Below are 25969 nucleotides of genomic sequence, written 5' to 3'. Positions count from 1 at the left end.
CCGTCACCCGCGGGGGTCACCCCCGCTCACCCGGCCCCGCTCACCGGCTGCCCTCACCCGCCGACGGCGGACGCGCGGACCTCGGCCCCGTCGGCGTAGGACGCGGCCGCACCCCGCGCGCGCACGGCGAGGCTCCCGGCCGCGACGGCGAGGCGCGCCGCGTCGACCAGCCCCTCCCCCTCCGCGACGGCGGCGGCGAGGGTGCCGCAGAAGGCGTCGCCGGCCCCGGTCGTGTCGACAACGTCGCTGACCTGCGGTGCAGGGACGTGCACGGGGTCGGGTGCCGTGCGGGGGTCGAGGACGACGGCCCCCTCCGCGCCGAGCGTGATGACGACCGACCGCGCGAGCCCGGCGAGCCCGCGGGCGAGCCCGTCCGCACCCCCACCGGCGGACCCACCGGCCGCCGCCCCACCGGCCGCACCCCCACCGGCGGTCGCGGCGTCGGCCCCGAGCAGGTCGGCGGCCTCGTGCTCGTTGACGATGAGCGGGTCCGCCGCCGCGAGCAGCCCCGCGTCGCGCGTCGTCACGGGCGCGAGGTTGAGCACGAGCCGCGTGCCCTCGGCGAGCAGCCCCGGAATCCGCACGCTGTGCTCCGGCGTGAGCTCACCCTGTGCCAGAACGACAGGCACGCTCCCCTGCTCCCGGAGGCTCCCGACGGTCCCGACGCTGTCCCGCGGGTCCGTCGCCTCGTTCGCCCCTGAGGTCACGACGATGATGTTCTCCCCGGCGCGGTCGTTCATGATGAACGCCTGGCCGGTCGGTTCGGCGACGCGCCGGACGTGGGTGACGTCCACGCCGTGGCCGCGCAGGTCGGCGAGGGCGCTGTCCCCCAGCGGGTCCGACCCGACCGACGCGAGGAGCACGGTGTGGACGCCCATCCTCGCGCAGGCCACGGCCTGGTTCGCGCCCTTGCCGCCGAGCGAGCGGAGGCCCTGGCGGCCGATGACCGTCTCGCCGGGGCGGGGGAAGGTCTCCAGTCCGACGAACGTGTCGATGTTCACCGTGCCGCACACGACGACCGTCGGGCCGGCGGGGCGGGGTGCTGCGGGGGCGCCGGTGGTGCCGGCGGGGCGGGGCGAGGACTCTCTGCTCATGCCGGTCACGCTACCGCGTGCCGGGACGCTGCCGGTCCTCCACCACCGCCAGGGCCACCTGGACCCGGTTGTCCACCCCGAGCTTGTCGATGATCCGGGTGACGTGCGTCTTCACGGTCGGCAGGGAGATGAACAGCGTCGCCCCGATCTGGGGGTTGGACATCCCCCGGGCGACGAGCTCCGCGATCTCCCGCTCCCGGGCGCTGAGCTGCCCGAGCGGCCCGGCCGGGGCGCTGTCGCCCCCGTCTCCCCCGTCGCCCCGCGCCGGCACCGCCGGGGCGCCCGCGGCGGCGGGGGCGGGCGTGGCGGAGGGGGCGGCGTCGGACCCCCCGGTGGCGGCCTCCGTCCCCGCGAGCCGGACGAGCGAGACCAGCACCTCCGGGCTGAGCAGCGGCTGCCCCTCGGTCGCCGCCGCGACGGCCGCGACGATGGCCCCCGGCGACGCGGACTTCAGGAGGAACCCGGCCGCCCCGGCGCGCAGGGCGTCGAGCACGTACGTGTCCGTGTCGAAGGACGTGAGCACGATGACCGGCGGGGCCGACGGCGGGAGCATCCGCAGCGCCCCGATGCCGTCGAGGACCGGCATGCGGATGTCCATGAGGACGACGTCGATGTCGTCGCGGGTCGCGAGGGTGTGGACGGCCTCCCGCCCGTTCGCCGCCTGTGCGACGACGCGCATCCCCGCCGCGCCGTCGAGCATGAGTGACAGGCCGGAGCGCATGAGGGCCTCGTCGTCGACGAGCATGACCCGGATCTCGCCCGGCGCCGCCGTCCCGTCCGTCGCATCCGTCATGACCAGGGAACCTCCAGTTCGAGTGTCATCGTCCCCGCGCCGGGGCCGGTCACCGTGAGCGTGCCACCGGTGAGCTCCGCGCGCTCGGCGAGCCCGACGAGCCCCGTGTCGCTCCCCGGCGCGTCGACGGGCACGGCCGGCGTGGGGTTGCTCACGGTCAGCCGCACCCCCCGGCGCGCGCGCCCGACGGTCACGGTCACCGGCTGCCCCGGCGCGTGCTTCCGCGCGTTCGTCAGCGCCTCCTGGGCGGTCCGGTGGATCGTGTGCACGGCGAGGGTCGACAACCGGTCGAGGTCGTCGTCCCGGAGCCCGTCCGTTACCTCGAGTGACACATCCATACCAGCGTCGCGGGCCTGCTCGACGAGTTGCCGCACCGTCCCCCGGGGGTCCTCCGGCGAGGGGTCGCGCAGGGCGTGGAGGACCGTGCGGAGGTCGGCGACGGCCCGCTCGGCCTCGGTGTGGATGATGCCCGCGGTCTCCGCGACGCGGTCCGGCGGCAGGTCACGGCGGTACTCCAGCGCGCCGGCGTGGACGGCGATGAGGCTGAGGCGGTGGGAGATCGTGTCGTGCATGTCCCGCGCGATCCGGGTGCGTTCGTCGCGCCGGGCGCCCTCCTCGCGCTCGCGGAGCAGCGCGTCGTTCAGAGTGGCACGGTTGTGCAGGATGAGTTTCTGTTCGCGACGGGACCCGCGGGCGACACTGAACAGGAGCGCGGCAATGGTCATCGCGAACACCAGCAGGATGTACGTCACGCTCTCCGCCGCATTCTCCGGCCGGTCCGCGTCCATCGGGCTGAGCTGCAGGTCGAGCAGCACCGCGGCGATCGTCACCACGACCGCGGCCACCGCCCACCGCACCGACCGCCGGGACACCATCGAGATGAACGCCACCAGCGCCAGGGGGCCCGCCGCGGCGCTCCACCCCGTCGCCGTGCACACCACCCCGGCGATGAACGTCAGGCGCGTGCCGGGGAACCGGTGCTCCGGGTCCGCCTCGCGGGGGTCGTGGTGGATGGCGAGGGGGAGGGTGACGACGGCGACCACCCAGGCGGCGAGCGTCGCGTAGGTGTAGGCGGTCTCCGGACCGGCGGGTCCGACGTCGTCCGGCTGACCGTCGAGCCACAACCCGAACGAGAGCATGAACGTGAACACGCCGGCGAGGGCGGCGGCCGCCACCACGGCGGCGGTGGCCCACCACGGGCGGCCGATCACTCTGCGGAGGCTGGCTGTCATGGTCCTGACCCTACGGCCGGACGTGGGGCCGGGGATGTCGTCCGGTGGGATGATCGTGCAGCCGGGCGGGCCGGGGAACGCCCCCCCGCCCCGGGCCTAACGCCCGTCCTGCGCGGCGGCGGCGCGCCGGGCGGCGTCGAGGTCCGGCGCGGCCGTCGGGGCGGCGGCCCGGCCTGCGGCACCCGCACCCCGACCGGCCCCGCCACCGGCTCCCCCACCGGAGCAGCACCCGGCGGACGCGCGCCGCGCCTCCGCCTCCTGCCCCGTGCGCAGTTCGATCCGCGCCACCGCGTGCGCGGCGAGCGCCGCCCCCATGCCGAGGAGGAACAGCCCGCCGACGACGAGCAGCGCGACGACGAGCCACCCCCACCCGGACGCGCGCCACGCGACGAGGCCCGCGGCGACGACCGCGACGCCGGACCCGATCCACGCCGGCCCGGCGATCCGGTGCCCGGTGACCCACATCGTCCGCGACGCCCGGACCTCCGGGACGCGCAACCCGACGACGCTGTTCCCCGGCAGCGTCCCCGTGAGCCCCATGACCCCCACGACCAGCACGGCAAGGCCCACGACGACGAGCAGGACAGCGAGAATGATCATGGGCGTCAGTCTATTACAATGGCCGATTATGACGAACCCCAGCCAGTCCCCCTCCTTCCGTTACACCCCGCAGCTCGCGGGGGAGATCGAGGCCCGGTGGCAGCGCCGGTGGCTGGATCGGGGCACGTTCAACGCCCCGAACCCGGTCGGCGCCCTCGCGGACGACAGCCGGGAGCTGCCCGGCGAGAAGCTGTTCGTGCAGGACATGTTCCCCTACCCCTCGGGGGTGGGTCTGCACGTCGGCCACCCGCTGGGCTACATCGCGACGGACGTCTTCGCCCGCTTCCACCGCATGAAGGGCCGGAACGTCCTGCACACCCTGGGGTACGACGCCTTCGGCCTGCCCGCGGAGCAGTACGCCGTCCAGACCGGCACCCACCCGCGGGAGACGACGGCGGCGAACATCGCGAACATGGAGCGCCAGCTGGGGCGCCTGGGCCTGGGCCACGACCGGCGGCGCGTCGTCGCGACGACGGACACGGACTTCTACCGGTGGACGCAGTGGATCTTCCTCCAGATCTACAACTCCTGGTTCGACGCGGAGTGGGACAACGGCCCGGGTCGCGCCCCCGGCCGCGCCCGCCCGATCGCCGAGCTGGAGGAGCGGCTCGCGGCGGAGCGCGCGGACTGGGCGGAGCTCACGCCCGCCCAGCGCCAGGAGATTCTCGACGGCCACCGCCTGGTGTACCGCTCGAACTCGACGGTCAACTGGTGCCCGGGCCTCGGCACGGTCCTCGCGAACGAGGAGGTCACGGCCGACGGCCGCTCCGAACGCGGCAACTTCCCGGTGTTCCGCAAGCACCTCAGCCAGTGGATGATGCGCATCACCGCGTACTCCGACCGGCTGCTCGACGACCTCGACGACCTCGACTGGCCGGAGAAGGTCAAGAGCATGCAGCGCAACTGGATCGGCCGGTCGCGCGGGGCGGAGGTCGTCTTCGCCCCGGCCCTCCCGGCGGCCGGCGAGGGTTCCGGTGAGGGGGACGACGCCACGCTCCCCCGGGACATCCGGGTGTTCACGACCCGGCCGGACACGCTCTTCGGCGCGACGTACGTCGTCCTCGCCCCGGAGCACGAGCTCGTCGACCGCTACGTCGCCGACGCGGAGGCCGCCGCGGCGGCCGCGGGACGTGCGGCGTACGACGGCGTCGACCCCCGCTGGACCTACGGCGCCGCGACCCCGACCGAGGCCGTCGCCGCGTACCGCTCCGACATCGCGGCGAAGTCCGACCTCGAGCGGCAGGAGAACAAGGAGAAGACCGGCTGCTTCACCGGCGCGTACGCCGTGAACCCGGTCAACGGCGAGCAGGTGCCCGTGTTCATCGCGGACTACGTGCTCACCGGGTACGGCACCGGCGCGATCATGGCCGTCCCCGCGCACGACGACCGCGACCACGAGTTCGCGCGGGCCTTCGGGCTGCCGGTGCGGCAGGTCGTCGCGGCGGGTGACGCCGCGGGCGATGCCGCCGGGGCCGGGAACACCGGGGCCGGGGACGCCGCCGGCGGCGACGGCGCGGAGGCGGCCGACGGTGCGCTCACCGCGACCGGCACCGCCGTGAACAGCGCGAACGACAACGGACTCGACCTCGACGGCCTCGCGACCGACGACGCGAAGGCCGCCGTCGTCACCTGGCTGGAGGAGCACGCCGCGGGCCGGGGCACGATCCAGTACAAGCTCCGGGACTGGCTCTTCGCCCGCCAGCGGTACTGGGGCGAGCCGTTCCCCGTCGTCTACGACGACGACGGCGTCGCCCACGCCCTGCCCGAGTCCATGCTCCCCGTCGAACTGCCCGAGGTCGAGGACTACCGGCCCGTGAGCTTCGACCCCGACGACGCCGACACCGAACCCCAGCCCCCGCTGGCGAAGGCCCGCGACTGGGTCGACGTGCGCCTCGACCTCGGCGACGGCGAGAAGACGTACCACCGTGACACGAACGTCATGCCGCAGTGGGCCGGATCCAGCTGGTACCAGCTGCGCTACATCGACCCCCGGAACGACGACGCGCTCGTCGACATCGAGAACGAACGGTACTGGACCGGCCCCCGCGAGGGACGGCCGAGCGGCGGCGTCGACCTGTACGTCGGTGGCGTGGAGCACGCCGTGCTCCACCTCCTGTACTCCCGCTTCTGGCACAAGGTGCTCTACGACCTCGGGCACGTGAGCTCCTACGAGCCCTACTACCGGCTCTACAACCAGGGCTACATCCAGGCCTGGGCGTACACCGACCCCCGCGGCGTGTACGTCCCCGCCGCCGAGGTCGAGGAGCGCGACGGCACATTCGTGCACGTCAACCCCGACACCGGGGAGGAGACCGAGGTCCGGCGCGAGTACGGCAAGATGGGCAAGTCGCTGAAGAACGCCGTCTCCCCCGACGAGATCTGCGACGAGTTCGGCGCGGACACCCTCCGCGTCTACGAGATGGCGATGGGCCCGCTCGACACGTCCCGGCCGTGGGCCACGAAGGACGTCGTCGGCGCGCAGCGGTTCCTCCAGCGCGCGTGGCGGCTCGCCGTCGACGAGACGACCGGTGAGGCCGCCGTGGCCGACGTCGAGCTCACCGACGACGACCTGCGCGCCCTCCACCGCACCGTCGCCGGCGTCCACGAGGACTTCGCCGGGCTGCACGACAACACGGCCGTGGCGAAGCTCATCGAGTACGTCAACCACCTCACGAAGGCCTACCCGGGCGACACCCCGGCGCCGCGCGCCGCCGTCGAACCGCTCGTCCAGATGATCGCGCCGCTCGCCCCGCACATCGCCGAGGAGATGTGGGAGCGCCTCGGCCACGACGGCGGCATCACGTACACCGACTTCCCGGAGTGGGACGAGGCGTGGCTCGTCGACGACACCGTGGAGATCCCGGTGCAGGTCATGGGCAAGGTCCGCGCGCGGATCACCGTGCCGGCCGACGCCTCGCGCGAGGACCTCGAGGCCGCCGCGCTGGCCGAGCCGTCCATCGTCGCGCGCATCGGGGACCGCGAGGTGAAGAAGGTCGTGGTCGTGCCGGGCACGCTGGTGAACATCGTCGCGCCGTAGCGCGCGGCCCGCTCACCCACCCGCCGAGCGTGGTGCGCCAGCCCGCGTCACGCGCGGCGCGGCGGGCGCGGCGGCGGACGGTACGCGCGGCGGCCCCGCTGACCGGCGGTGTTGCCGCCCACCCACCGCGCGCGCCGCGGCTCAGTTCCGGGGGACGATGACGGAGGGGGTCGTCGTCGTCATGACCAGCAGGAACAGCGGGATGAAGAACCACACGACCGCGAGCCACGGCCACCACCGCTGGTGCCGGGCGTAGCGGCGCCAGCACGTGACCATCGCGGTGACGAGCCCCACGAGTGGCACAGCGGGCGGGATGAACGCGTACGCGGTGACGAACCCGTCCGAGCACAGCCAGTGGGCGGGGTGCGCCGCCCCCGGCTCGCAGTCGGGCCCCCCGACGAGCCGCCCGGCGACGAGGATGACGGCGAAGACGAGCAGCGTGAGCACCGGGACGGCGACCGCGAGTGCCCAGGCCTGGCGGCTGTTCCGCCGGGCGGTCTCGTAGTCGAGGCGGAGCAGGGGGTCGGCCGCGAGCTCATCGCTGGAGCGGCGTGGCAACGGTTCGTCGGCGGTGCGTGGATCGTGTGGCATGGCACGGCCGAGGGTACTCCCCGCCCCACCCGCACCCCACCGCCCCTGTCACACCGGGCTGTCGCACGCCGGCCGGGCACGCCGGCGAGCCCCTGAGCCCCCTGTCACACCGGGCTGATGAGCACCGGCGCGGGGCTGTGCCGCACGATCTGGTTCGTCGACGGGCCGATGAACACCCGGTTGAAGTCGCCCAGCACGGACGACCCGAGGACGAGCAGGTCGCCCTTCTTCCACTTCAGCGCGTTCATCGCCCCGGACCAGCCGTACCCGCTGCCGGTCTCCGTGAGGACGTGCAGGTCACCGTGGCGTTCGAGCGCCCGGTCGCGGCCGCGGTCGAGGAGGGCGAGGGCCTGTTCGCGCCACTCGACCATCATGTCGGAGCTCTCGTCGAACGAGACCTCGGTCGGGTACATCGTCGCCCCCCGGGGGCTGAACGCCACGAGCCGGAGCGGCACCCCCCACCGGTGGGCGAGGTCGGCGGCGTGCCGGAGCGCCTGGTGGGACTGCTCGGTGTCCACGTAGGAGCAGTTGACCCTGGTCACGCCCCGTTTGGAGAGTTTCGGCTGCCGGGGGGCGAGGCCGAGGGGCAGGGGTGCGCAGTGGAGCAGCGCGTCCGCCGTCGAGCCGATGCGGAAGCGGCCGCGGGGGGCGGCGGGGTGGGAGCCGAGGAGCATGAGGTCCGCGTCGAAGTCCTCCGCCGCGGAGATGAGCGCGGTGGTCTCGGAGTGGTCGATCTCGACGACGGACGGCTGGTCGGGGTCGATCATCGACGCGGGGACCCCGGCGGCGCGGAGGGCGTCGCGCGCGCTCGCGGCGCAGGCCGTGGACTCGGCGGCGAGCCACCGTTCGAAGTCGCTGTTCGTCCGCCCGTTCGGCTGGGGGGACCACACCCGGGAGATGACGGTGACGGTGCGCACGACCACGGGCTGGGTCCGCGCGAGCCAGGCGGCGTAGTCGGCGCACTCGGTGCCCGTGGACTCGGGACGCCAGGTGACGAGGATCCGCAGGGGGCGCGGCGACCGGGGGTCGGCGGTGGTCGCTTCGCTACTCATGGCAATTCTCCACTGTTCAACTCGACGTGTCGGGGGTGTCGGGGGTGTCGGGAACAGTATGGCCCCTCACGGGCCGTGAGCGAACCCGTTCGGTCGTCGGGGGCAACCGGGTGGGAACGACGCCGCGAGCCCGGCCGGGTGCGGCGGGGCGTGGGGCGGGTCACCGGGAGTGGGGTGCGGGGCCGGACGTGGTGTCGGTGGCGGCGTCCGACCCGGACCCGGACGGGGTGCCCGACCCCGCGGCGGCCGTGGCGTCGGACCCGGACCCGCCGGCCCCGCCCGCGGCACCGGACACGGCCCCGGTCGCGGTGTGCCCGGCGGCGGCGGACCCCTCGACGTCGTGGCTGATGTAGTGCTGGTAGCGCTCGAGGATGAGGTCGATGACCGGGGAGGCCTGCTCGACGAACGCGAGCTCGTCGGGGTCGAGGCCCGCGATGAGGTGCGTGAGCTGCTCGTCGCGCTCCTCCCCGATCCTGCGGAGCTCCTGGATGCCCTCCTCGGTGAGCTTCACCCGGACCCCGCGCCGGTCGCTGACGTCCCGGACCCGCGTGACGAGGCCCATCGTCTCCAGCTGGTTGACCGCGTTGGAGGCGGTGGGCATCCGGATGGACTCCGTGGCGGCGATCTGGCTGATCCGCAGCGGCCCCTGTTCGCCGAGGTTCATCATGATCGACAGCTGGGCCATGCTGATGCGGGAGTGCGTGGCCTGGCGGAAGTAGAGGAGGTAGAGCCGCGTCAGGGCCGGGCGCAGCCGTTTCGCGATCTCTGAGGGGGTCGAAGTCATGACTTTAAGGTACCCAAAATTATTCTTTGATACTAACGTGCGTCGCACCCGGGGCCGGTGACCAGCGCGCCCGGCCACCGGGTGTGACCTGGGTCGCCTACCGTCCGGAGATGAAGCCCTCGAGGCGCTCGCGGGCGACGTCGTCGGCCAGCTGCACGGGCGGGGACTTCATGAGGTAGCTCGACGCCGCCTCGACCGGCCCGGCGTGGCCCCGGTCGAGGGCGATCTTCGCCGCGCGGATGGCGTCGATGATGATCCCGGCGGAGTTCGGCGAGTCCCAGACCTCGAGCTTGTACTCCAGGCTCAGCGGCACGTCGCCGAAGGCGGTGCCCTCGAGGCGCACGTAGGCCCACTTCCGGTCGTCGAGCCACGGGACGTAGTCCGACGGGCCGATGTGGACGTCACGGTCGGCGAACTGATGCTGGACGTTGCTCGTCACCGCGCGGGTCTTGGAGATCTTCTTCGACTCCAGGCGCTCGCGTTCGAGCATGTTCTTGAAGTCCATGTTGCCGCCGACGTTGAGCTGCATCGTCCGGTCGAGGTGGACGCCGCGGTCCTCGAAGAGCTTCGCGAGGACGCGGTGGGTGATCGTCGCGCCGACCTGGCTCTTGATGTCGTCGCCGACGATCGGCAGGCCCGCGTCGACGAACTTCTGCGCCCACTCCGGGTCGCTGGCGATGAACACGGGCAGGGCGTTGACGAAGGCGCAGCCGGCGTCGATCGCGCACTGCGCGTAGTACTTGTCGGCCTCCTCGGAGCCGACGGGCAGGTAGCTGACGACGACGTCGATCTCCGCCTCCTTCAGCGCCGCGATGACGTCGACCTCGGGCTCGGCGGACTCCTCGATGGTCTGCCGGTAGTACGTGCCGAGGCCGTCGAGGGTGCGCCCGCGCTGGACGGTGACGCCGGTCTCGGGGACCTCGCAGATCGTCACCGTGCAGTTCTGGCCGGAGCGGGTGGCGTCGGCGACGTCCTTGCCGACCTTGTCGGCGTCGACGTCGAAGGCGGCGGCGACGTGCACGTCCCGGACGTGGTAGTCACCGAACTTCACGTGCATGAGGCCGGGCACGTCCTGGTCGACGTCGGCGTCGCGGTAGTAGTGGATGCCCTGGATGAGGGAGGTCGCGCAGTTCCCGAGGCCGACGATCGCGACGCGCACCCCGGCGGCCCCCGCGCTGCTGCGGGAGGAGGCACCGGTGGCGGCGTCGGGGGACGCGCCGGCGGACGGGTCGGACGGTCGGGCTGGGGACGGGTTCGAGTCGGTCATGGGCGCGACGCTAACCCGCCGCCCGGCGGATCAGGCCAGGTCGCGGGCTCCGGTGGGCGGTGTACCGATCAAGTCGACGACGTGTACCGATCAAGTCGCGGGGCCGGGCGTCCCCCGGTCGCGGGGGCGGTCGGGGACGGTCGGTGGCCGGCGGGGGTCTCCCGGGAGGGGTCGACGCCGCCCGTCAGCGGCCCGCCGCGGCGACGGTGGCGGGACCGCGGAGCGGGGCGTCGGGACCCCTCCACGGAGTCATCCCCGGGGCCCGGAGTGGCACGGTTGCACCCGAACGGCGCGCGGACCGGTGCGTCGAATTATGGGGAGGACCGTGCACTGCGCGTAGTGTAATGGGGCACAGAGTGCGACTGAGGTGCCGGGACGTGCGCCGGAGCCGCCCCGGGTCCCCCGCCCGGGACGGTTCCCCTCCCCCGGTCCGACGGGCGTTGAGGTGGGCCACCTGTGCCACCCCCGTCCTCAGCCGCACCGTCGGCGGTCCGTTCCCCGGGAGCGGCCGCCACCGTCGCCGGCGCCGCCGGTGGAGACCGAGACTGTCACCGACAGGAAGACCAGCTAGTTGAGTAACGGAAGAACGCCCTCCGCGAACCACTCCCGCAGCGGCCAGACGCCGGTGAAGCCCCGCCGGAGGACACGCAAGAAGACGCCGCTGTGGCGCCGTCTGCTGACCATCGGCACCGCCGTCATCGCGGTCCTCATCATCGTCCCCCTCGTGGCGTTCTTCGCCGCCTACGCGGTGACGAAGGTCCCCGAGCCGGAGGAGCTCGTGACGAACCAGATCTCGCACATCTACGCGTCGGACTCGAACACCGAGCTCGCGCGGATCGTGCCGCCCGAAGGCAACCGGCAGAACGTCGACCTCGACCAGGTCCCGATGCCGGTGCGTCAGGCGGTGCTCGCCGCCGAGGACCGGGACTTCTACTCGAACCCCGGGTTCTCCGTCACCGGGTACGCCCGCGCGGCGGTCGGCCAGATCCTCGGCCGGGAAGGCGCGGGCGGCGGGTCGACGATCACGCAGCAGTACGTGAAGAACGCCGTCGTCGGCAACGAGTCGAGCCTCACCCGTAAGGCGAAGGAGCTCGTCGTCTCCGCGAAGATGGCCCGCGAGTGGTCGAAGGACGACATCCTCGAGGCCTACCTCAACACCATCTACTTCGGCCGGAACGCCTACGGCATCGGTGCGGCGGCGAAGGCCTACTTCGGCAAGCCCATCGAGCAGCTCACCCCGGAGGAGGGCGCGGTCCTCGCGTCGTCGATCCAGCGGCCGTCGGCCCTGGACCCGTGGACCAACCGCCCGGCGGCGGAGGAGCGCTGGAACTACGTCATGGACGGGATGGTCACCGAGGGCGCGATCGACCGGCAGCACCGCGAGACCGCCGTGTACCCGCAGGTCATCGACCCGTCCACCGTCGACGACGGCTCCGTGGCCGAGGGGACGAACGGGCTCATCAAGTCCCAGGTCCTCTCCGAGCTCAGCGCCGCCGGGATCAGCGAGACGGCCGTGAACACCGGCGGTCTCAAGATCACGACGACGATCGACCCGAAGGCCCAGGCCGCGGCCGTGGACCAGGTCCACAGCCGGATGGAGGGGGAGCCGGACTCGGTCCGCTCGGCGGTCGTCTCGGTCGACCCGAAGAGCGGCGGCATCCGCGCCTACTACGGCGGGGACGACCCGAACGGGTACGACTTCGCGAACGCCGGGCTCCAGACCGGGTCGACGTTCAAGATCTTCGCCCTCGCGGCGGCGATCGACCAGGGCATCTCCCCCTACGCCACGTACGACTCCTCCCCCGTCACGACCGGCGGGACGACGGTCAACAACGTCGAGGGCGAGAGCTGCGGCAACTGCAGCCTCGCCGAGGCCCTCAAGCGGTCGCTCAACACCAGCTTCATCCGCCTCACCCGCGACCTCAAGGGCGGCCCGCAGGACGTCGCGGACATGGCGCACCGGCTCGGCGTCGCCGAGGAGCTCCCGGGCATCGGCAAGACGCTCACGGAGCCCGACGCCCCGCCGTTCGAGGGCATCACCCTGGGCATGTACCAGTCCCGCCCGCTCGACATGGCCTCCGCCCTGGCGACGCTCTCGGACTCCGGCATGTTCCACCCCGCGCACTTCGTCGAGAAGGTCGAGACGAGTGACGGCCAGGTGCTGCTCGACAACAGCGACATCAAGGGCACGCAGGTCATCGACCCCGACGTCGCGGACTCCGTGACGCAGACGATGGCCCCCATCGCCGCGTACTCCCGCGGGCACAGTCTCGCCGGCGGGCGGCCCTCCGCCGCGAAGACCGGTACCGCGCAGCTCGGCAACAGCGGCCAGAACAAGGACGCCTGGATGATCGGCTCCACGCCGCAGCTCGCGACCGCGGTGTGGGTCGGCGACATCAACAACCAGCCGCTGTTCTACAACGGCACGAGCATGTACGGCTCGAGCCTGCCCTCGGACATCTGGAAGTCCGTCATGGACACCGCCCTCGAGGGGCAGGACGTCGAGTACTTCGGCCAGGAGGGCGGGTCGTCCTCGTCCTCCGGCGGGTCGTCCTCCGGCTCCGGGTCGTCGTCGGGCGGCTCCTCCTCCGGGACGGGCTCGTCCTCGGGCGGGTCCTCGTCCGGCACGGGCTCGACGTCCGGCGGCGGGACCTCGTCCGGCACGGGCGGCGGCGCGGCCGACACCGGCGGCGGCGCGGGCACCGGTGGCGGTGCCGGGACCGACGACGGTGGCGCCGGAGCGGGCACGCCCGGCGGCGCCGGTGGAACCGGTGGCGGCGGAACCGGCGGCGGTGGCGGCGGTGGGGCGCCCGCCCCGCAGCAGGCGCCGGCCCCCGCGCCCGCGCCCGCCCCGGCCCCGGCGCCCGCCCCGGCGGCACCGGACCTCGGCCAGCTGCTCAACGACCTCGTCAACCCGTAGTCGCGTCGTCGTCCCCCTCTCAGTGACCCGTGGTCGGCCGGCCGTCACCCGCTGACGTCCGGCGCGGCCCCTGACCCGGAAGGACCCCGGCCGTGACGAGTCCACCCCCCGCCTCCCCCGCGACCGGAGCGACCGCCGTGAGTACCGCGACCGGCGCGACCGGCACGACCACCCTGACTGCCCCGCGCACCGCCTCGGTCCGTGACCGCCGGGTCCTCCCCTCGGAGACGGAACCGGCGGCGCGCGGCGTCGTCGACCTCATCGGCGGCCCGCCCGGCCGGCACGCCCTCATCGGCCGGGCCCGCTGGTGGACGCCCTCCCGGGTCATCCTCGCCGTCGCGGCGGCGGTCCTCGGCCTCGCCTGGCTCCAGAAGGCCCCGTGCACGCGCTCGACGCTCACGGACGCCGGCGCGGTCCTCGACTGGTCCGGCAACCGCCAGTACACCGCCGCGTGCTACTCCGACATCCTCGCGCTCCACGGCACCCCGGGCGTCCGCGGGGACGTCCCCTACGCCGCCGGCTGGATGGTCGGCGGGGACTCCGGTCTGCTCGCGTACCCGCCGGCAGCGGGCGTGTTCCACTGGGTCGTCGAGCTCCTCGGCGCGATCGTCGGCGCGGTGTGGGACGCCGTCGGTCTGCCCGCCACGGCGGACGCCACCTTCGTCTTCGCTGTCACAGCTGTGCTTCTCTCGGCGGCGTGGCTCGCGGCGGTCGCGGGGGTCGTCTCCCTCGCGGGCGACCGGCCGTGGGACGCGCTGCTCATGGCCCTCTCCCCCGCCGTCGTCGTCCAGGCGTTCACGGGCACGGGGATGCTCGCCGTCGCGGCCGTCGTGCTCGGGCTCGTCGCCCGGCGGCGCGGCCGGGGGGTCCTCGCGGGCGTCGCGTTCGGCACGGCGGTGGCGCTGGCGGCGTGGCCGCTGGCGGTCGTCGCGGCGGTCGTCGCGGTGTCCCTCCGCCGGCGGACCTCGCCGGTGCGGCTGGTCGCCGGCACGGTCGTGACGTGGCTCGTGTGGACGGTGCCCGCCCTGCTGTGGGACCGCGACGGGTGGACCGCCGCCCTGCACTTCGGCCTCACCCGGTCGGCGGGGCCGCTGAGTCTCTGGGACCTGCTCGCGCGGGTGACCGGTGCCGGGCGGGCGGCGGGCGGCCCGGCCGCGGACGTTGGTGCCGCGGCCGACGGCGGATCGTCGGCACTCGTCGTCGTCCAGGCGGTGCTGCTGGCCGCGTGCCTCGTCGCGTTGGCGGTGGGGGTCGCCCGGGCCCGACGGGTGCCCCGGGTCGCGGAGGTCGCGTTCCTCGCGGTGGCGGCCGTCGTCCTCACGGGCCGCGCGGGCGACCCGCAGTCCGTGCTGTGGCTGCTGCCGCTCGCGGCCCTCGCCGTGCCCCGGTGGCGGCTGGTCCTCGTGTGGGGCGCGGTCGAGGCCGTGCTCTGGTACCTCACGCTGTGGGGGCGGCTGCCGGGTGGGAAGGGTGCGCCGGACTGGCTCCTCGCCGTCGGCGGTGTCGTGCGGGTGGGGGTGATCGTCGCGCTCGTCGTCGTCGTTCTCCGGTCGATGCTGGTCAGGCCCGATCCGGTTCGACGTACCCCTCCCCCGCGCGACCCGGTGTCCGACGCGCACGACGGCGCCGACCCGGCGTGGGGGGTGGCCCGGTGAGCACCCCGGAGCTCGTCGTGACGATGAGCAGTGTCTTCGTGGGGTTCCTGCTGTTCGGGGCGGCGTTCGCGACGTTCAGCTACCGCCGGTCGCCGAAGGTGGTGTGGTCCCTGTTCGCCGCCGCGATCGTGTGCATGACGGTCGTGCCGACGACGGTGGCGGTGTTCTGGGCGAGCCTCGGCTGACGCCGGCGCGGGGTGCGGGCGGGGCTCCGGTTGGGGGCTGTGCCCGACGGGTGGCCGGGGCGCCGCCGGGGGCCGCGTCGGGGTCGGCGTCCGGTGCCTCGCCCGACGCCCGGACGGGGCCTCGGCGGGGCTCCGGTTGGGGGCTGGGCGCGGGGGTGCCCCGGGGCCGGTGGAAAGCCGTTCGCCCTGGGCCCCCCGGTCCTGTATCCTGTACAGGTTGCTGACGCAACGAACCCTCCTGCCATGCCCAATCCCGGGTGTGGCCGACAATTCTTGAGACCACAGGAGGTGATGAGGTCCGTGCGTCAATACGAGATGATGATGATCATCGACCCTTCACAGGATGAGCGCACCGTCGGCACGTCGCTGGACAAGTTCCTCGACGTCGTCCGCAAGGACAACGGTTCCGTCGACAAGGTCGACATCTGGGGCAAGCGTCGCCTGGAGTACCCGATCAACAAGCAGGAAGAGGGCATCTACGTCGTCCTGGACCTGTCGTGTGAGGCCGGTACCGTGCAGGAGCTTGACCGAGTGCTGAACCTGAACGACACGATCATGCGCACGAAGGTGATCCGCAAGGACGCCAAGTAGGCGCTGACCGGGACAGACGGACCTGACGGCGGCTGCGGACCCCCGCACCCGCCGGCACCACTGCACCGGTTCCCGGACCCGGATCCCCCGGAATCCACCGAACCACCGCTACCAGATCACCGCTACCAGCGTTAGGAACCAGAGATGGCACAGGGAGACACTCCGATCACCGTCGTGGGCAACCTCGTCGCCGACCCCGAGCTGCGGTACACGCCCAACGGCGCGGCCGTGGCGAACTTCCGGGTGGCGTCGACGCCCCGCCGGTTCGACTCGCAGTCCAACCAGTGGGTCGACGGCGAGGCCCTGTTCCTCACCTGCAACGTCTGGCGGCAGGCGGCCGAGAACGTCGCGAACTCGCTCACCAAGGGCGACCGCGTCATCGTCAACGGCCGGCTGCGGCAGCGGTCCTTCGAGACCCGCGAGGGTGAGAAGCGCACCGTCTTCGAGGTCGAGGTCGACGAGGTCGGCCCGTCCCTGAAGTACGCCACCGCGGACGTCACCAAGACGCCCCGCGGCGGCAACGGCGGCGGCGGTTTCGGCGGCGGCCAGGGTGGATTCGGCGGCAACGGCGGCTCCCAGGGTGGTGGCCAGGGCGGCTTCGGCGGCCAGGGCGCACCCCAGGGCGGCCAGAGCGGTCCGGGCGCGGCGCAGGGCGGCCAGCGGAACCAGGGCTTCGGCGGGGCACCCGCCGAGGACGACCCCTGGAACTCCGCCCCGCAGTCCGGTTTCGGCGGGGACGACGAGCCCCCGTTCTGACCCGGCGCCGGGGAACCGGCCCGGGATCCCGGGACCGTGACCCCCGGTCCGTCTCATGTTCAGCGGCCGGCGCGCGGAGACGCGGCGTCGGCACCCACCCAAGACTCCGCCGGACAACCCGGCATTGACGACGAAAGGCTCGGATCATGAAGCTGATCCTCACCGCCGCCGTTGACAACCTCGGTGTCCCCGGCGACATCGTGGAGGTCAAGGCAGGCTACGGACGCAACTACCTGCTTCCGCGCGGGTACGCCATCCCGGCGACCCGTGGCGCGGAGAAGCAGGTGGAGAACATCCGCCGCACCCAGGAGGCCAAGACCATCCGCGACCTCGACCACGCGCGCGAGGTCAAGGACGAGATCGACCACCTCGAGGGCGTCACCGTCACGGTGAAGACCTCCGACCAGGGCAAGCTCTTCGGCTCCGTCTCGGCGGACGACATCGCCGCGGCCGTGAAGAAGGCCAACGGCCGTGACCTGGACAAGCGGACCATCCTCGTGAACAAGGGCGAGGTCAAGACGACCGGCTCCTTCAACGTCGACGTCAAGCTCCACCCCGAGGTCACCGCGTCCCTGAACTTCAAGGTCGTCGCAGAGTAACGACCCCTCACGCCCGTCGCGGTGCCGAGCCACCCGACGCGCCGTCCGACCGGCCCGGCCTAGACACCCGGCGCCAGACCGGCCCAGACACCCGGTCACCGGACGACGCGCACGTGGCCCCACGGCCCGCACGACGGACGACACCAGTAGACAACAGCCCCGACAGGCCCCGCCTCCGGCATGACGCCGGGAGCGGGGCCTTTCGGGTGCCCGGGGCAGGGTGCGGGGAGGTGGGGACCGGGGGCGACCGGGTTGTGGATAAACCGGTGGTCCGGGGGTGACGGGACGGTGAATGATAGGGAAACTCCATGACCTGCGGTTATACGAACGTCGATTCCGTGGCCTGCGCGAACGCTGCGGAAAGGTCGTTATCCACTGCATGGTCCATACCCAGGCCACTCACAGAAAGTGCTCTGACCTGCGGAAACCTGTAACGTCGCAGGTCCGGGGCCTGGGGGTGCGGATGTTATCCACAGGCTGACCTGGGGACAACTGATTTCTCCACACAGTGTCCACAGTTTGTCCCCAACCCCCTGTGGATAACTCCGCCATGCAGGGCGGGGGTGGACCGGTGTGCAGCCCCCGGACGCGCACCCGCTCACGTGGGTCGACGGGGACCGCGGACGTGGGGACGCGCCCTCCCCACTGTCCGGTGCCTGCACTACGCTGACAGCCATGAGTGCGAAGGAGACCGGGATGTCGTTCGACGATCCGAGCGTGCCGGAGGAGCCGTACGTCCTGCCGCCGGAGCCGCCGGCCGAGGACGACCTCCCCCCGGAGCCGGTCACGGGCGCGCCCGGGCGTCCCGCCGCCCCGGGCCGGCACGCCGGGGCACCGGGCTCCGGCCCGTCGCGCGGGGGCCGTGGAGGCTCCGCGGGCGGCCGCGACCGGCGGGCGGGGGACGCCGCCGGCGGTGGGCCGATCGTCCGGGAGATGCCGCAGAACGTCGAGGCGGAGCAGGGTGTCCTCGGCGGCATGATGCTGAGCAAGGACGCGATCGCCGACGTCGTCGAGCGGTTGCGGACGGAGGACTTCTACCGCCCCGCCCACCAGACGATCTTCGACGTCATGCTGGAGCTCTACGGCGAGGGCAAGGACGTCGACCCCGTCATCCTCGCCGGTCGGCTGGACAACCACGGGCAGCTCGACCTCATCGGCGGCGCCCCGTACATCCACAGCATCGTCTCCCGGGTGCCGACGGCGGCGAACGTCGGCTACTACGCGGACATCGTCGCGGAGAAGGCGGTGCTGCGCCGGCTCGTGTCGGCGGGTACGCGGATCGTCCAGTACGGCTACTCGGGGCTCGACGGGGCGGAGCTGGAGTCGGTCGTCGACCGCGCCCAGCAGGAGATGTTCGCGGTGACGAACGAGGCGTCGACGCAGGACTACGAGTCGCTGCACGACCTCCTCGAGTCGACGATGGACGAGCTCGACATGCTGCACGAGGGGTCCGTCGCCCAGGGCATCAAGACCGGGTTCCATGAGCTCGACGACATCACGAACGGCCTGCGCGGCGGCCAGATGATCATCGTCGCGGCGCGACCCGGTGTGGGTAAGTCCACGCTGGCGCTGGACTTCATGCGCTCGTGCTCGATCCACCAGGGGAAGACCTCCGCGCTGTTCTCCCTGGAGATGAGCAAATCCGAGGTCATGATGCGCATTTTCTCCGCGGAGGCGGAGGTGCCGCTGTCGGCGATGCGCGGCGGGCGGATGGACGACGCGCAGTGGGAGAAGCTCACCCGCCGGATCGGGGAGATCGACGAGGCCCCGATCTTCATCGACGACTCACCGAACCTCACCATGATGGAGATCCGCGCGAAGGCCCGGCGGCTCAAGCAGCAGCACGACCTGTCGCTCATCGTCGTGGACTACCTGCAGCTCATGAGCTCGGGGCGCAAGGTGGAGTCCCGCCAGCAGGAGGTCTCGGAGTTCTCCCGTCAGCTCAAGCTGCTGGCCAAGGAGTGCGACGTGCCGCTCGTCGCGATCTCGCAGCTCAACCGTGGTGTGGAGTCCCGTGGCGAGGACGCGCAGCCGCGCGTGTCCGACCTGCGTGAGTCCGGCTCGCTGGAGCAGGACGCGGACATGGTCATGCTCATCAGCCGCCCGGACGCCCAGAACCGGGACCACGAGCGGGCGGGCGAGGCGGACATCATCCTCGCGAAGCACCGTGGCGGGCCCATCGGCACGATCCAGGTCGCCCACCAGCTGCACTACTCGAAGTTCGCGAACCTCGCCTTCGGGGCGGGGTCGGGCGGGGCGGCCGAGTAGGGGCCCGGCCCGCCCGGGACCCGGTCAGGCCTCGGTGAACTGGGCCTGGAGCTTCGCGGTGATGGCGTCGAGCTGGGCGAGCTCCTCCTCGGAGAGGTGGGCGAACAGCAGTTCGCGCACGTCGGCGACGTGGCCGGGGGCGGCCGCGGCGAGGAGGTCCAGGCCGAGGTCCTCGATGACGACGTAGGAGCCGCGCCCGTCGCGGGGGCAGCCCTCGCGTCGGATGAGCCCACGGCGCGCCATCCGGGAGATCTGGTGGGAGAGCCGGGACCTGTCCCACTGCAGCTGGTCGGCCAGGGCGACGACGCGCATGCGCTGGTCCTCCGCCTCGGAGAGGCTGACCAGCACCGCGTAGTCGGACATGGAGATGCTGCCGTTCTTCTGCATCCGGCGTGCGAGCTCGGAGTCGATCCGGGTGGTCGCGGAACGCCACTGACGCCAGATGCGCTGTTCGTCGTCGCTCAACCACACCGATGACGTCCCGGACGTCACGGGGGGAGCCGTTGTCGTTTCCGTCATGGACGAAGTATTGCACATCAGACATGTAGTTGACACATCACCTAGGGAGGTCTAGCGTGGTCACCGTCAGCGGGGTGACGCACACCACGGTGATCCGCGGGGATCCGCACGGCGGAGACCCCGGCACCCGGACACCGGTGCCCCGGGGACCGTGACACCGGGCGGCCACCGCCCGGACGCCCACGTCCCGCCCCGCCGCGAAAACCACACACAGAAGACAGTGGACGCCGAGCGCGTCCGGAAAGGCGTGAACGATGAGCAGCGTCAACGATTTCTCCGGTACCTACACCATCGACCCCTCCCACTCCGAGATCGAGTTCGTCGCCCGCCACGCGATGATCTCCAAGGTCCGCGGCTCCTTCGACAGCTTCGAGGGCACGGCCACCACCGGCCCGAACCTCGAGGACGCCAAGATCGAGCTCTCGATCGACGTCAACAGCATCGACACCCGCAACAAGGACCGCGACGGCCACCTCCTCGGCGAGGACTTCTTCGACGCCGAGAAGTACCCGAAGATCACCTTCGTCTCGACCTCGGTCACCGCCAAGGACGACTCCACCCTCTCCGTCACCGGCGACCTCACCGTCAAGGGTGAGACGAACCCGGTCACCGTCGAGTTCGACTTCGGTGGCGACGCCACCGACCCGTGGGGCAACCTGCGCGTCGGCTTCGAGGGCAAGGCGGAGATCAACCGCCGCGACTTCGGCCTGACCTGGCAGACGAAGCTCGACAACGGCGGCGCCCTCGTCTCGGAGAAGATCGGCCTCCACTTCGACATCTCCGCGACGAAGAACGCCTGACCACCCGGCCGGCCACCGCCGGCCCGGGCCGTCGTGACGGCACCACCACACCACCACCGCAGCACCGCCACCACCCTCGCCACCACGACCGCAACTGCACTGACGTGCATCGACGACGCCGACCCCGCGCCCACCACGCCGGGGCCGGCGTCGTCTGACGTCCGGGGCCGGGTGCCCGACGGCTGACGTCGGCGCCGGTCGCGCCCCCTCCCGCGCTGCGTCCGGGCCACCCCGGCACCACTACAGTGGACGCCATGGCTGACGGCTCCGCAGGACACCCGCGCGCAGAACCGCCCGCTGATCCGGGCGCTGACCGGCCCGCTGACCGTCCCGCCGACCCGCCCGCTGACCGGCCTACTCACCGGCCGGCTGCCCCGCCCGCCGCCCTCCCGCCGTACCTCCGCCCGGCCGCCGTCGCGACGGTCGCGGGCGGCGGTGCCCTCGGGTCCGTCCTCCGGTGGTGCGCGACCACGCTCCCGGGCGGGGGAGACCTCGGCCCGCTCCTCGCCGTCAACGTCGTCGGGGCGCTCCTCCTCGGCCTGCTCACGACGGTTCTCGCCCGCTCCGGCCCGGACACCGGCCTGCGCCGCACCCTCCGGCTCGGCCTCGGCACGGGCGGCCTCGGGGGCTTCACGTCCTACTCCGCCCTCGCGGCGGCCGTCACGACGGGGTCCGCGGCGGGCGGCGCGGCGGGCGTCGCGGGGCCGTCGCCCGTCGGGGTCGCCTACGTCGCCGTGAGCGTCGGGCTCGGGCTCGTCGCGGCGTGGGCCGGGATCCGCGCCGGTGAGCGGCTCGTCCCGGACACCGCCGCCACGCCGGGGGGTGGGACATGCTGACGGTTCTCGCGCACGTCCCGACGGTCGTGCTCGTCGCCGTCGGGGGCGGGGTCGGGGCGGCGGCCCGGTCGGTCGTCGACGGTGCCGTCGCGGCCCGCACGTCCCGGTGCTCGCCGCCGGTGCTGTGGCCGCTCGTCGTCGTCAACACGCTGGGGTCGCTCCTGCTGGGCCTGACCGTCGGCGTCGCCGCGGGTCTCGCGCCGACGGCCGGCGCCGGGTCGGGAGGCGGGTCGGGGGCCGCCGTGCTCACGGCGCTCGTCGGCACGGGCTTCTGTGGGGGGTTCACGACGTTCTCCACCGCGAGCGTCGAGGTCGTGCGGCTCCTGCGCCGCCGGTCGGTGGTCGCCGCCGTCGTCTCGACGCTGCTCATGGCGGTGCTCGCGGTGGCGGGCTTCGTCGCCGGGTCGGCCGTGGCCGGGTGACTCCCGGCGGCCGCGGGCGGAGGAGCGCGGTGCGGCGCGGGTCGGGGGAGAGCGGCGCGGCACGGGACGGCATGACGCACGGCACGGAACGGAGGAGCGCGGCACGGCACGGCCGGGAGCAGGCCGGGCGCGGCGCCGGGCCGGGGGCGGAATACGCGCCGTATCCGTAGTGTTGGTCACGTACAGCGGGGACGCCGTCGCCCGCGGAGGGTGCCGTCGGGACCTGAGATCCCGACCCCCTCCCACCGCGACGGACACGACCCCGGCACAGACCGCCCGGACCGGTCGGGCCAGGAGACGCCCGCCACCGGGGACCGACGAAAGGACCGCAGCATGAGCACGACGACCGTCACCGGCGAGAACTTCCAGCAGATCATCGAGGCCGAGGGCATCACGCTGCTCGACTTCTGGGCCGAGTGGTGCGGGCCCTGCAAGCGGTTCGCGCCCGTCTTCGAGAAGGCCGCCGAGAACCACCCGGACCACACCTTCGGCAAGATCGACACCGAGGAGAACCAGGACCTCGCGGGCGCGCTGCAGATCCAGTCCATCCCCACGCTCATGATCTTCCGCGACGGGGTGCTCGTGTTCCGCGAGGCCGGGGCGCTGCCGGCGAAGGCGCTCGACGACGTCATCGCGCAGGTCGAGGCCCTGGACATGGAGGACGTCCGCCGGCAGATCGCCGAGGCGGAGAAGAACGGCGGCGCGGAGAGCTGACCGCGACGGCGCGGCAGGCCGCCGCGGAGAGCTGACCGCGACGGCGGGCCCGCGGGCCCGCACACCCCGGCGGGGCCGTCACGCCGGTCGCGCCGGGGGGGGGGGGAGGGGACCGGCCCGCGGGAGGCAGGGCGCGCCGGGGAGACAGGGCGCGCCGGGGGACCGGCCCGCGGGGTCAGAAGGTCTTCGCGTCGATGACGAAGCGGTAGCGGACGTCCGACGCGGTGACCCGCTCGTACGCCTCGTTGATCCGGTCGGCGGCGATGACCTCCGACTCCGCGACGATGCCGTGCTCGGCGCAGAAGTCGATCATCTCCTGGGTCTCCGGCAGTCCGCCGATCGCGGAGCCGGCGACACTGCGTCGCTTCCCGATGACCTGGGCGGCCCCGAACCGCAGGCCCCCGGGCGGCAGCCCCAGCATGACGAGCGTGCCGTCGAAGGCGAGCATCGACACATACCGGGAGATCTCCAGCGGCGCGGAGACCGTGTTGAGGATAAGGTCGAACTCCGAGTCGTGCTCCTTCTCGAAACCGTCCTCCGACGTCGCGTAATAGTGCGACGCACCGAAGCGGAGGCCGTCGTCCTTCTTCGACAGGCTGTGCGAGAGGACCGTGACCTCCGCACCCATCGCCGCGGCGAGCTTCACCGCGACGTGCCCCAGGCCACCCATGCCGACGACGGCGACCTTCGTGCCGGGCCCGACCTTCCAGTGCCGCAGGGGGGAGTAGGTGGTCACCCCGGCGCACAGCAGCGGCGTCATCGCCGCGACCCGCGGGCTGTCCACGCCGAGCCCGTCCCCGGGATCCGGGATGCGGACGAGGAAGGCCTCGCGGCACACGATGTGGGTGGAGTAACCGCCCTGGGTGATCGACCCGTCGTGCCGGTCGACCCCGTTGTACGTGCCGGTCGCGCCGTTCTCGCAGTAGTTCTCGAACCCCTCCGAGCACGGGGTGCACTCCCCGCACGAGTCGACCAGGCAGCCGATGCCGACGACGTCACCGGGGGAGAACCGGGTGACCTCCGGGCCGACCTCGAGGATCTCGCCGACGATCTCGTGGCCCGGGGTCATCGGGAAGTTGTCGTGGGGCCAGTCGCCGTTGACCGTGTGGATGTCCGAGTGGCAGATCCCCGCCCAGCGGATCGCGAGCAGACAGTCGTCCGGTCGCAGCTCACGACGGGTGAGGGTGCTCTTCTCCAGGGGGGCTCCGGCGGCCGGGGCCGCGTAACATGCAACGTCCATGCCCCCACCGTACGTGGGCCGCGCGGGTCGCCGCCGCGGGTCGTCGCCGCGGGTCGGGGTGGGGAGGGTTGGCGTGCGGGTCGGCGGCGGTTGTCCAGCGGTGGTGCGCCGGTGGGTCACCGGTGGCCCGCCGGTGTGGCTAAGGTTTTGCACGTTTTGGGCCTGATTCGTGCAAAAAACTTAGCCACACCGCGGGGCCGGGCGGGGCTGGGCTGGCGCGGGCGGCCGGGAGTGGGCCGGGCGGGCGGGGCCGGGCCGGGCGCGGTGCACGGAATTGCAGCACCCACCGCGCTGCCGGTACCGTTGGCGGTTCGTGCCGGATCAGCCTCTGACGGCCGCGGACCCCCTCCCGGCCACGCCGCGTCGGCCCGTCGGAGGCGTGCCCCGTTCCCCGGGGCCGGCCCCCACGCGACCGTCCGACCACCGGAGGAACAGCAGTGCCCACGCCCGACCACGACCGCGGCCCGACCACCACCCCGGACGCCGGGGCGCCCGCCGCCCGGCCGGCCTCCCCGGGGGACGTCCCGCCCATGCCCCCCGCCACGCGCCTGCTCATCGGCATCCTCGTCGCGGCGGCCTTCGTCGTCATCCTCAACGAGACCACCCTCTCCGTCGCGATGCCCGTCATCATGGACCAGTTCGCGGTCACCCCCGGGGCGGCCCAGTGGCTCACGACCGGCTTCATGGTGACGACCGCGGTGGTCATCCCGCTCACCGGGTGGATCCTGCAGCGGTTCAGCACCCGCGCGGTGTACATCGCCGCGCTGACGATCTTCCTCGCCGGCACGCTCGTCGCGGCGTTCGCGCCCGTCTTCGCGGTGCTGCTCCTGGGCCGGATCGTGCAGGCCGTCGGCACGGCGCTGGTCATGCCGCTGCTCATGACGACGATCATCGAGCTCGTGCCGATGGAACGCCGCGGCTCGGTCTTCGGCCTCATGTCCGTCGTCATCGCCGCCGCGCCCGCGCTCGGGCCGACGGTCTCCGGGCTCATCCTCGAGGGCCTCGGGTGGCGGTGGATCTTCGGCGTCATGACGCCGCTCATCGTCATCATGCTCGTCGTCGGGGCCGTGCTCGTGAAGAACGTGGGCCAGGCCGGGCGACCGGTTCTCGACGTGCCGTCGGTCGGGCTCTCCGCCGTGGGCTTCGCCGCCGCGCTCTACGGGCTGTCCGGGCTCGGGGAGATCGCGCAGGGGGCGGCGCCGTTCGTGCCGGTCGGGAGCCTGGTCGTCGGGCTCGTCGTGCTCGCCGTGTTCGTCCGACGGCAGGAGCGCCTCCGCCGCGGCGGCCGGTCGCCGTTGCTCAACCTCGAACCGATGCGCATCCGCGAGTTCGTCCTCTCGCTCGTGCTGCTCCTGCTGGCCTTCGGCATGCTCTTCGGGTTCATCATCCTCATGCCGCTGTTCGCCCAGGATGTCATGGGGTTGTCGCAGTTCACGACAGGGTTGACGACGCTGCCCGGCGGGGTGGTCATGGCCGTCACCGGTCCGCTGGTCGGGCGCGCCTTCGACGTCCGGGGCACCCGCCCGCTCATCATCCCGGGGGCGGCGTGCCTGACGGTCGCGATGGTCGGGCTGGCCCTCATGACGGAGAGCACCTCCGCCTGGTACCTCACCGGCGTGACCGTCATCCTCAACCTCGGCGTGGGGCTCGTCATGACCCCGCTCATGTCGAACGCGCTCGCCGCCGTGCCGGAGCGGATCGCCTCCCACGGCAGCGCCATCGTCAACACGTTCCAGCAGGTCGCCGGGGCTGCCGGGGCGACCGTGCTCGTGGCCGTCATGGGCATCGGGTCGGCCCTCGCCGCCGGGCCCGGGGCCGGGCCGCGGGAGACGCTCAGCGCCGGCATCCATGTCGCGTTCATCACCGCGGCTGTCGTGTCCGTCGCGCTGCTCGTCGCGACGGTCGTGCTGCGGCTCGACGTCGTCGACCACCGGCGCGACGCCGACCGGGTGGGGGACTGACCGGGGCGGGGGGCCTGGGGGCGGGGGACCGATGGGGGAGTGACCTGGCGGGG

At 72.9% G+C, this 25969-nt stretch carries 23 protein-coding genes; 13 read left to right on the top strand and 10 right to left on the bottom strand.

Annotated elements, in window-relative coordinates:
• Window positions 1-53: 53 nt before the first annotated feature.
• The 4 genes from CBOVI_RS10400 to CBOVI_RS10385 all read right to left on the bottom strand — a co-directional run bounded on the left by CBOVI_RS10400 (window position 54) and on the right by CBOVI_RS10385 (window position 3719).
• On the bottom strand, window positions 54-1094 hold the full coding sequence (locus tag CBOVI_RS10400; protein WP_125187252.1) for a ribokinase: 1041 nt from the start codon (window positions 1092-1094) through the stop codon (window positions 54-56).
• A gap of 10 nt (window positions 1095-1104) precedes the next feature.
• Window positions 1105-1887, bottom strand: a complete 783-nt coding sequence (locus tag CBOVI_RS10395; protein ID WP_183273676.1) for a response regulator transcription factor — start codon at window positions 1885-1887, stop codon at window positions 1105-1107.
• Complete coding sequence (locus CBOVI_RS10390; RefSeq protein WP_139016732.1) at window positions 1884-3119, bottom strand: sensor histidine kinase; 1236 nt, start codon at window positions 3117-3119, stop codon at window positions 1884-1886. Before CBOVI_RS10390 ends, CBOVI_RS10395 begins: the two co-directional genes overlap by 4 nt.
• Window positions 3120-3215: 96 nt before the next feature.
• Complete coding sequence (locus CBOVI_RS10385) at window positions 3216-3719, bottom strand: SdpI family protein (RefSeq protein WP_125187254.1); 504 nt, start codon at window positions 3717-3719, stop codon at window positions 3216-3218.
• Between the two features lie 28 nt (window positions 3720-3747).
• On the opposite strand from CBOVI_RS10385, the gene CBOVI_RS10380 reads away from it, so the two are divergent.
• The gene (locus CBOVI_RS10380; RefSeq protein WP_010267901.1) at window positions 3748-6756 is read left to right on the top strand and encodes a leucine--tRNA ligase; all 3009 of its coding nucleotides are present in this window, start codon (window positions 3748-3750) and stop codon (window positions 6754-6756) included.
• A gap of 141 nt (window positions 6757-6897) precedes the next feature.
• On the opposite strand, the gene CBOVI_RS10375 is transcribed toward CBOVI_RS10380, so the two are convergent.
• The 4 genes from CBOVI_RS10375 to CBOVI_RS10360 form a co-directional block, all read right to left on the bottom strand.
• Window positions 6898-7347, bottom strand: coding sequence for a hypothetical protein (locus CBOVI_RS10375; protein ID WP_125175398.1), 450 nt, complete (start codon window positions 7345-7347; stop codon window positions 6898-6900).
• Between the two features lie 104 nt (window positions 7348-7451).
• Window positions 7452-8399 (bottom strand): universal stress protein, encoded by a 948-nt coding sequence (locus CBOVI_RS10370; RefSeq protein WP_010272853.1) that lies wholly within the window; start codon window positions 8397-8399, stop codon window positions 7452-7454.
• 160 nt (window positions 8400-8559) lie between these two features.
• Window positions 8560-9183, bottom strand: coding sequence for a MarR family winged helix-turn-helix transcriptional regulator (locus CBOVI_RS10365; protein ID WP_375781338.1), 624 nt, complete (start codon window positions 9181-9183; stop codon window positions 8560-8562).
• 97 nt (window positions 9184-9280) lie between these two features.
• Entirely contained in the window at window positions 9281-10450 is a 1170-nt protein-coding gene (locus CBOVI_RS10360; RefSeq protein WP_010266948.1) for an inositol-3-phosphate synthase, read from the bottom strand.
• 571 nt (window positions 10451-11021) lie between these two features.
• Between CBOVI_RS10360 and CBOVI_RS10355 the strand changes: the two genes are divergently transcribed.
• The 7 genes from CBOVI_RS10355 to dnaB all read left to right on the top strand — a co-directional run bounded on the left by CBOVI_RS10355 (window position 11022) and on the right by dnaB (window position 19424).
• Window positions 11022-13370: a transglycosylase domain-containing protein gene (locus CBOVI_RS10355; protein WP_183273675.1), complete on the top strand. Its 2349-nt coding sequence runs from the start codon at window positions 11022-11024 to the stop codon at window positions 13368-13370.
• A gap of 92 nt (window positions 13371-13462) precedes the next feature.
• Window positions 13463-15025, top strand: coding sequence for a hypothetical protein (locus tag CBOVI_RS10350; RefSeq protein ID WP_125187256.1), 1563 nt, complete (start codon window positions 13463-13465; stop codon window positions 15023-15025).
• Entirely contained in the window at window positions 15022-15210 is a 189-nt protein-coding gene (locus tag CBOVI_RS10345) for a hypothetical protein (RefSeq protein ID WP_010264200.1), read from the top strand. The genes CBOVI_RS10350 and CBOVI_RS10345 overlap by 4 nt, the downstream gene beginning before the upstream one ends.
• 300 nt (window positions 15211-15510) lie before the next feature.
• A complete protein-coding gene (rpsF, locus tag CBOVI_RS10340) occupies window positions 15511-15801 on the top strand; it encodes a 30S ribosomal protein S6 (protein WP_010264196.1) in 291 nt (96 codons plus the stop codon).
• Between the two features lie 144 nt (window positions 15802-15945).
• Window positions 15946-16557 (top strand): single-stranded DNA-binding protein, encoded by a 612-nt coding sequence (locus CBOVI_RS10335; protein WP_010264192.1) that lies wholly within the window; start codon window positions 15946-15948, stop codon window positions 16555-16557.
• Between the two features lie 146 nt (window positions 16558-16703).
• Window positions 16704-17156 (top strand): 50S ribosomal protein L9, encoded by a 453-nt coding sequence (rplI, locus tag CBOVI_RS10330; protein ID WP_010264188.1) that lies wholly within the window; start codon window positions 16704-16706, stop codon window positions 17154-17156.
• Window positions 17157-17831: 675 nt separating this feature from the next.
• Window positions 17832-19424 carry a replicative DNA helicase gene (gene dnaB / locus CBOVI_RS10325; RefSeq protein WP_125187257.1) on the top strand — a complete coding sequence of 531 codons (1593 nt, stop codon included), beginning with the start codon at window positions 17832-17834 and terminating at the stop codon, window positions 19422-19424.
• A 24-nt stretch (window positions 19425-19448) separates the two neighbouring features.
• Here the strand turns inward: dnaB and CBOVI_RS10320 are convergent, their stop codons facing one another.
• Window positions 19449-19943 carry a MarR family winged helix-turn-helix transcriptional regulator gene (locus CBOVI_RS10320; RefSeq protein WP_043360637.1) on the bottom strand — a complete coding sequence of 165 codons (495 nt, stop codon included), beginning with the start codon at window positions 19941-19943 and terminating at the stop codon, window positions 19449-19451.
• A gap of 254 nt (window positions 19944-20197) precedes the next feature.
• Here CBOVI_RS10320 and CBOVI_RS10315 point away from each other — a divergent pair, with 254 nt between their 5' ends.
• The 4 genes from CBOVI_RS10315 (at window position 20198) to trxA (ending at window position 22715) form a co-directional block, all read left to right on the top strand.
• A complete protein-coding gene (locus CBOVI_RS10315) occupies window positions 20198-20743 on the top strand; it encodes a YceI family protein (protein WP_010265548.1) in 546 nt (181 codons plus the stop codon).
• A gap of 254 nt (window positions 20744-20997) precedes the next feature.
• Window positions 20998-21579, top strand: a complete 582-nt coding sequence (locus tag CBOVI_RS10310; RefSeq protein ID WP_125186795.1) for a CrcB family protein — start codon at window positions 20998-21000, stop codon at window positions 21577-21579.
• A complete protein-coding gene (locus tag CBOVI_RS10305; RefSeq protein ID WP_125186368.1) occupies window positions 21573-22001 on the top strand; it encodes a fluoride efflux transporter FluC in 429 nt (142 codons plus the stop codon). Before CBOVI_RS10310 ends, CBOVI_RS10305 begins: the two co-directional genes overlap by 7 nt.
• A 333-nt stretch (window positions 22002-22334) precedes the next feature.
• Complete coding sequence (gene trxA / locus CBOVI_RS10300; protein WP_125173779.1) at window positions 22335-22715, top strand: thioredoxin; 381 nt, start codon at window positions 22335-22337, stop codon at window positions 22713-22715.
• Window positions 22716-22890: 175 nt separating this feature from the next.
• Here the strand turns inward: trxA and CBOVI_RS10295 are convergent, their stop codons facing one another.
• A complete protein-coding gene (locus tag CBOVI_RS10295; RefSeq protein ID WP_010268128.1) occupies window positions 22891-23955 on the bottom strand; it encodes an NAD(P)-dependent alcohol dehydrogenase in 1065 nt (354 codons plus the stop codon).
• A gap of 437 nt (window positions 23956-24392) precedes the next feature.
• On the opposite strand from CBOVI_RS10295, the gene CBOVI_RS10290 reads away from it, so the two are divergent.
• Window positions 24393-25916 carry an MDR family MFS transporter gene (locus CBOVI_RS10290; protein ID WP_010268130.1) on the top strand — a complete coding sequence of 508 codons (1524 nt, stop codon included), beginning with the start codon at window positions 24393-24395 and terminating at the stop codon, window positions 25914-25916.
• The last annotated feature ends 53 nt before the right edge of the window (window positions 25917-25969 follow it).

The sequence above is a fragment of the Corynebacterium bovis DSM 20582 = CIP 54.80 genome (genome assembly GCF_030408615.1).
GTDB lineage: Bacteria > Actinomycetota > Actinomycetes > Mycobacteriales > Mycobacteriaceae > Corynebacterium > Corynebacterium bovis.
Note: the sequence above shows the minus strand (reverse complement) of the source record. Positions and strands in the feature narration are given on the sequence as shown.

What these genes read in the sequence shown, in the direction of transcription:
- CBOVI_RS10400 (WP_125187252.1), bottom strand. Translation starts at nt 1,094, where the DNA reads ATGAGCAGAGAGTCCTCGCCCCGCCCCGCCGGCACCACCGGCGCCCCC.
- CBOVI_RS10395 (WP_183273676.1), bottom strand. Translation starts at nt 1,887, where the DNA reads ATGACGGATGCGACGGACGGGACGGCGGCGCCGGGCGAGATCCGGGTC.
- CBOVI_RS10390 (WP_139016732.1), bottom strand. Translation starts at nt 3,119, where the DNA reads ATGACAGCCAGCCTCCGCAGAGTGATCGGCCGCCCGTGGTGGGCCACC.
- CBOVI_RS10385 (WP_125187254.1), bottom strand. Translation starts at nt 3,719, where the DNA reads ATGATCATTCTCGCTGTCCTGCTCGTCGTCGTGGGCCTTGCCGTGCTG.
- CBOVI_RS10380 (WP_010267901.1), top strand. Translation starts at nt 3,748, where the DNA reads ATGACGAACCCCAGCCAGTCCCCCTCCTTCCGTTACACCCCGCAGCTC.
- CBOVI_RS10375 (WP_125175398.1), bottom strand. Translation starts at nt 7,347, where the DNA reads ATGCCACACGATCCACGCACCGCCGACGAACCGTTGCCACGCCGCTCC.
- CBOVI_RS10370 (WP_010272853.1), bottom strand. Translation starts at nt 8,399, where the DNA reads ATGAGTAGCGAAGCGACCACCGCCGACCCCCGGTCGCCGCGCCCCCTG.
- CBOVI_RS10365 (WP_375781338.1), bottom strand. Translation starts at nt 9,183, where the DNA reads ATGACTTCGACCCCCTCAGAGATCGCGAAACGGCTGCGCCCGGCCCTG.
- CBOVI_RS10360 (WP_010266948.1), bottom strand. Translation starts at nt 10,450, where the DNA reads ATGACCGACTCGAACCCGTCCCCAGCCCGACCGTCCGACCCGTCCGCC.
- CBOVI_RS10335 (WP_010264192.1), top strand. Translation starts at nt 15,946, where the DNA reads ATGGCACAGGGAGACACTCCGATCACCGTCGTGGGCAACCTCGTCGCC.
- rplI (WP_010264188.1), top strand. Translation starts at nt 16,704, where the DNA reads ATGAAGCTGATCCTCACCGCCGCCGTTGACAACCTCGGTGTCCCCGGC.
- dnaB (WP_125187257.1), top strand. Translation starts at nt 17,832, where the DNA reads ATGAGTGCGAAGGAGACCGGGATGTCGTTCGACGATCCGAGCGTGCCG.
- CBOVI_RS10320 (WP_043360637.1), bottom strand. Translation starts at nt 19,943, where the DNA reads ATGACGGAAACGACAACGGCTCCCCCCGTGACGTCCGGGACGTCATCG.
- CBOVI_RS10315 (WP_010265548.1), top strand. Translation starts at nt 20,198, where the DNA reads ATGAGCAGCGTCAACGATTTCTCCGGTACCTACACCATCGACCCCTCC.
- CBOVI_RS10310 (WP_125186795.1), top strand. Translation starts at nt 20,998, where the DNA reads ATGGCTGACGGCTCCGCAGGACACCCGCGCGCAGAACCGCCCGCTGAT.
- CBOVI_RS10305 (WP_125186368.1), top strand. Translation starts at nt 21,573, where the DNA reads ATGCTGACGGTTCTCGCGCACGTCCCGACGGTCGTGCTCGTCGCCGTC.
- trxA (WP_125173779.1), top strand. Translation starts at nt 22,335, where the DNA reads ATGAGCACGACGACCGTCACCGGCGAGAACTTCCAGCAGATCATCGAG.
- CBOVI_RS10295 (WP_010268128.1), bottom strand. Translation starts at nt 23,955, where the DNA reads ATGGACGTTGCATGTTACGCGGCCCCGGCCGCCGGAGCCCCCCTGGAG.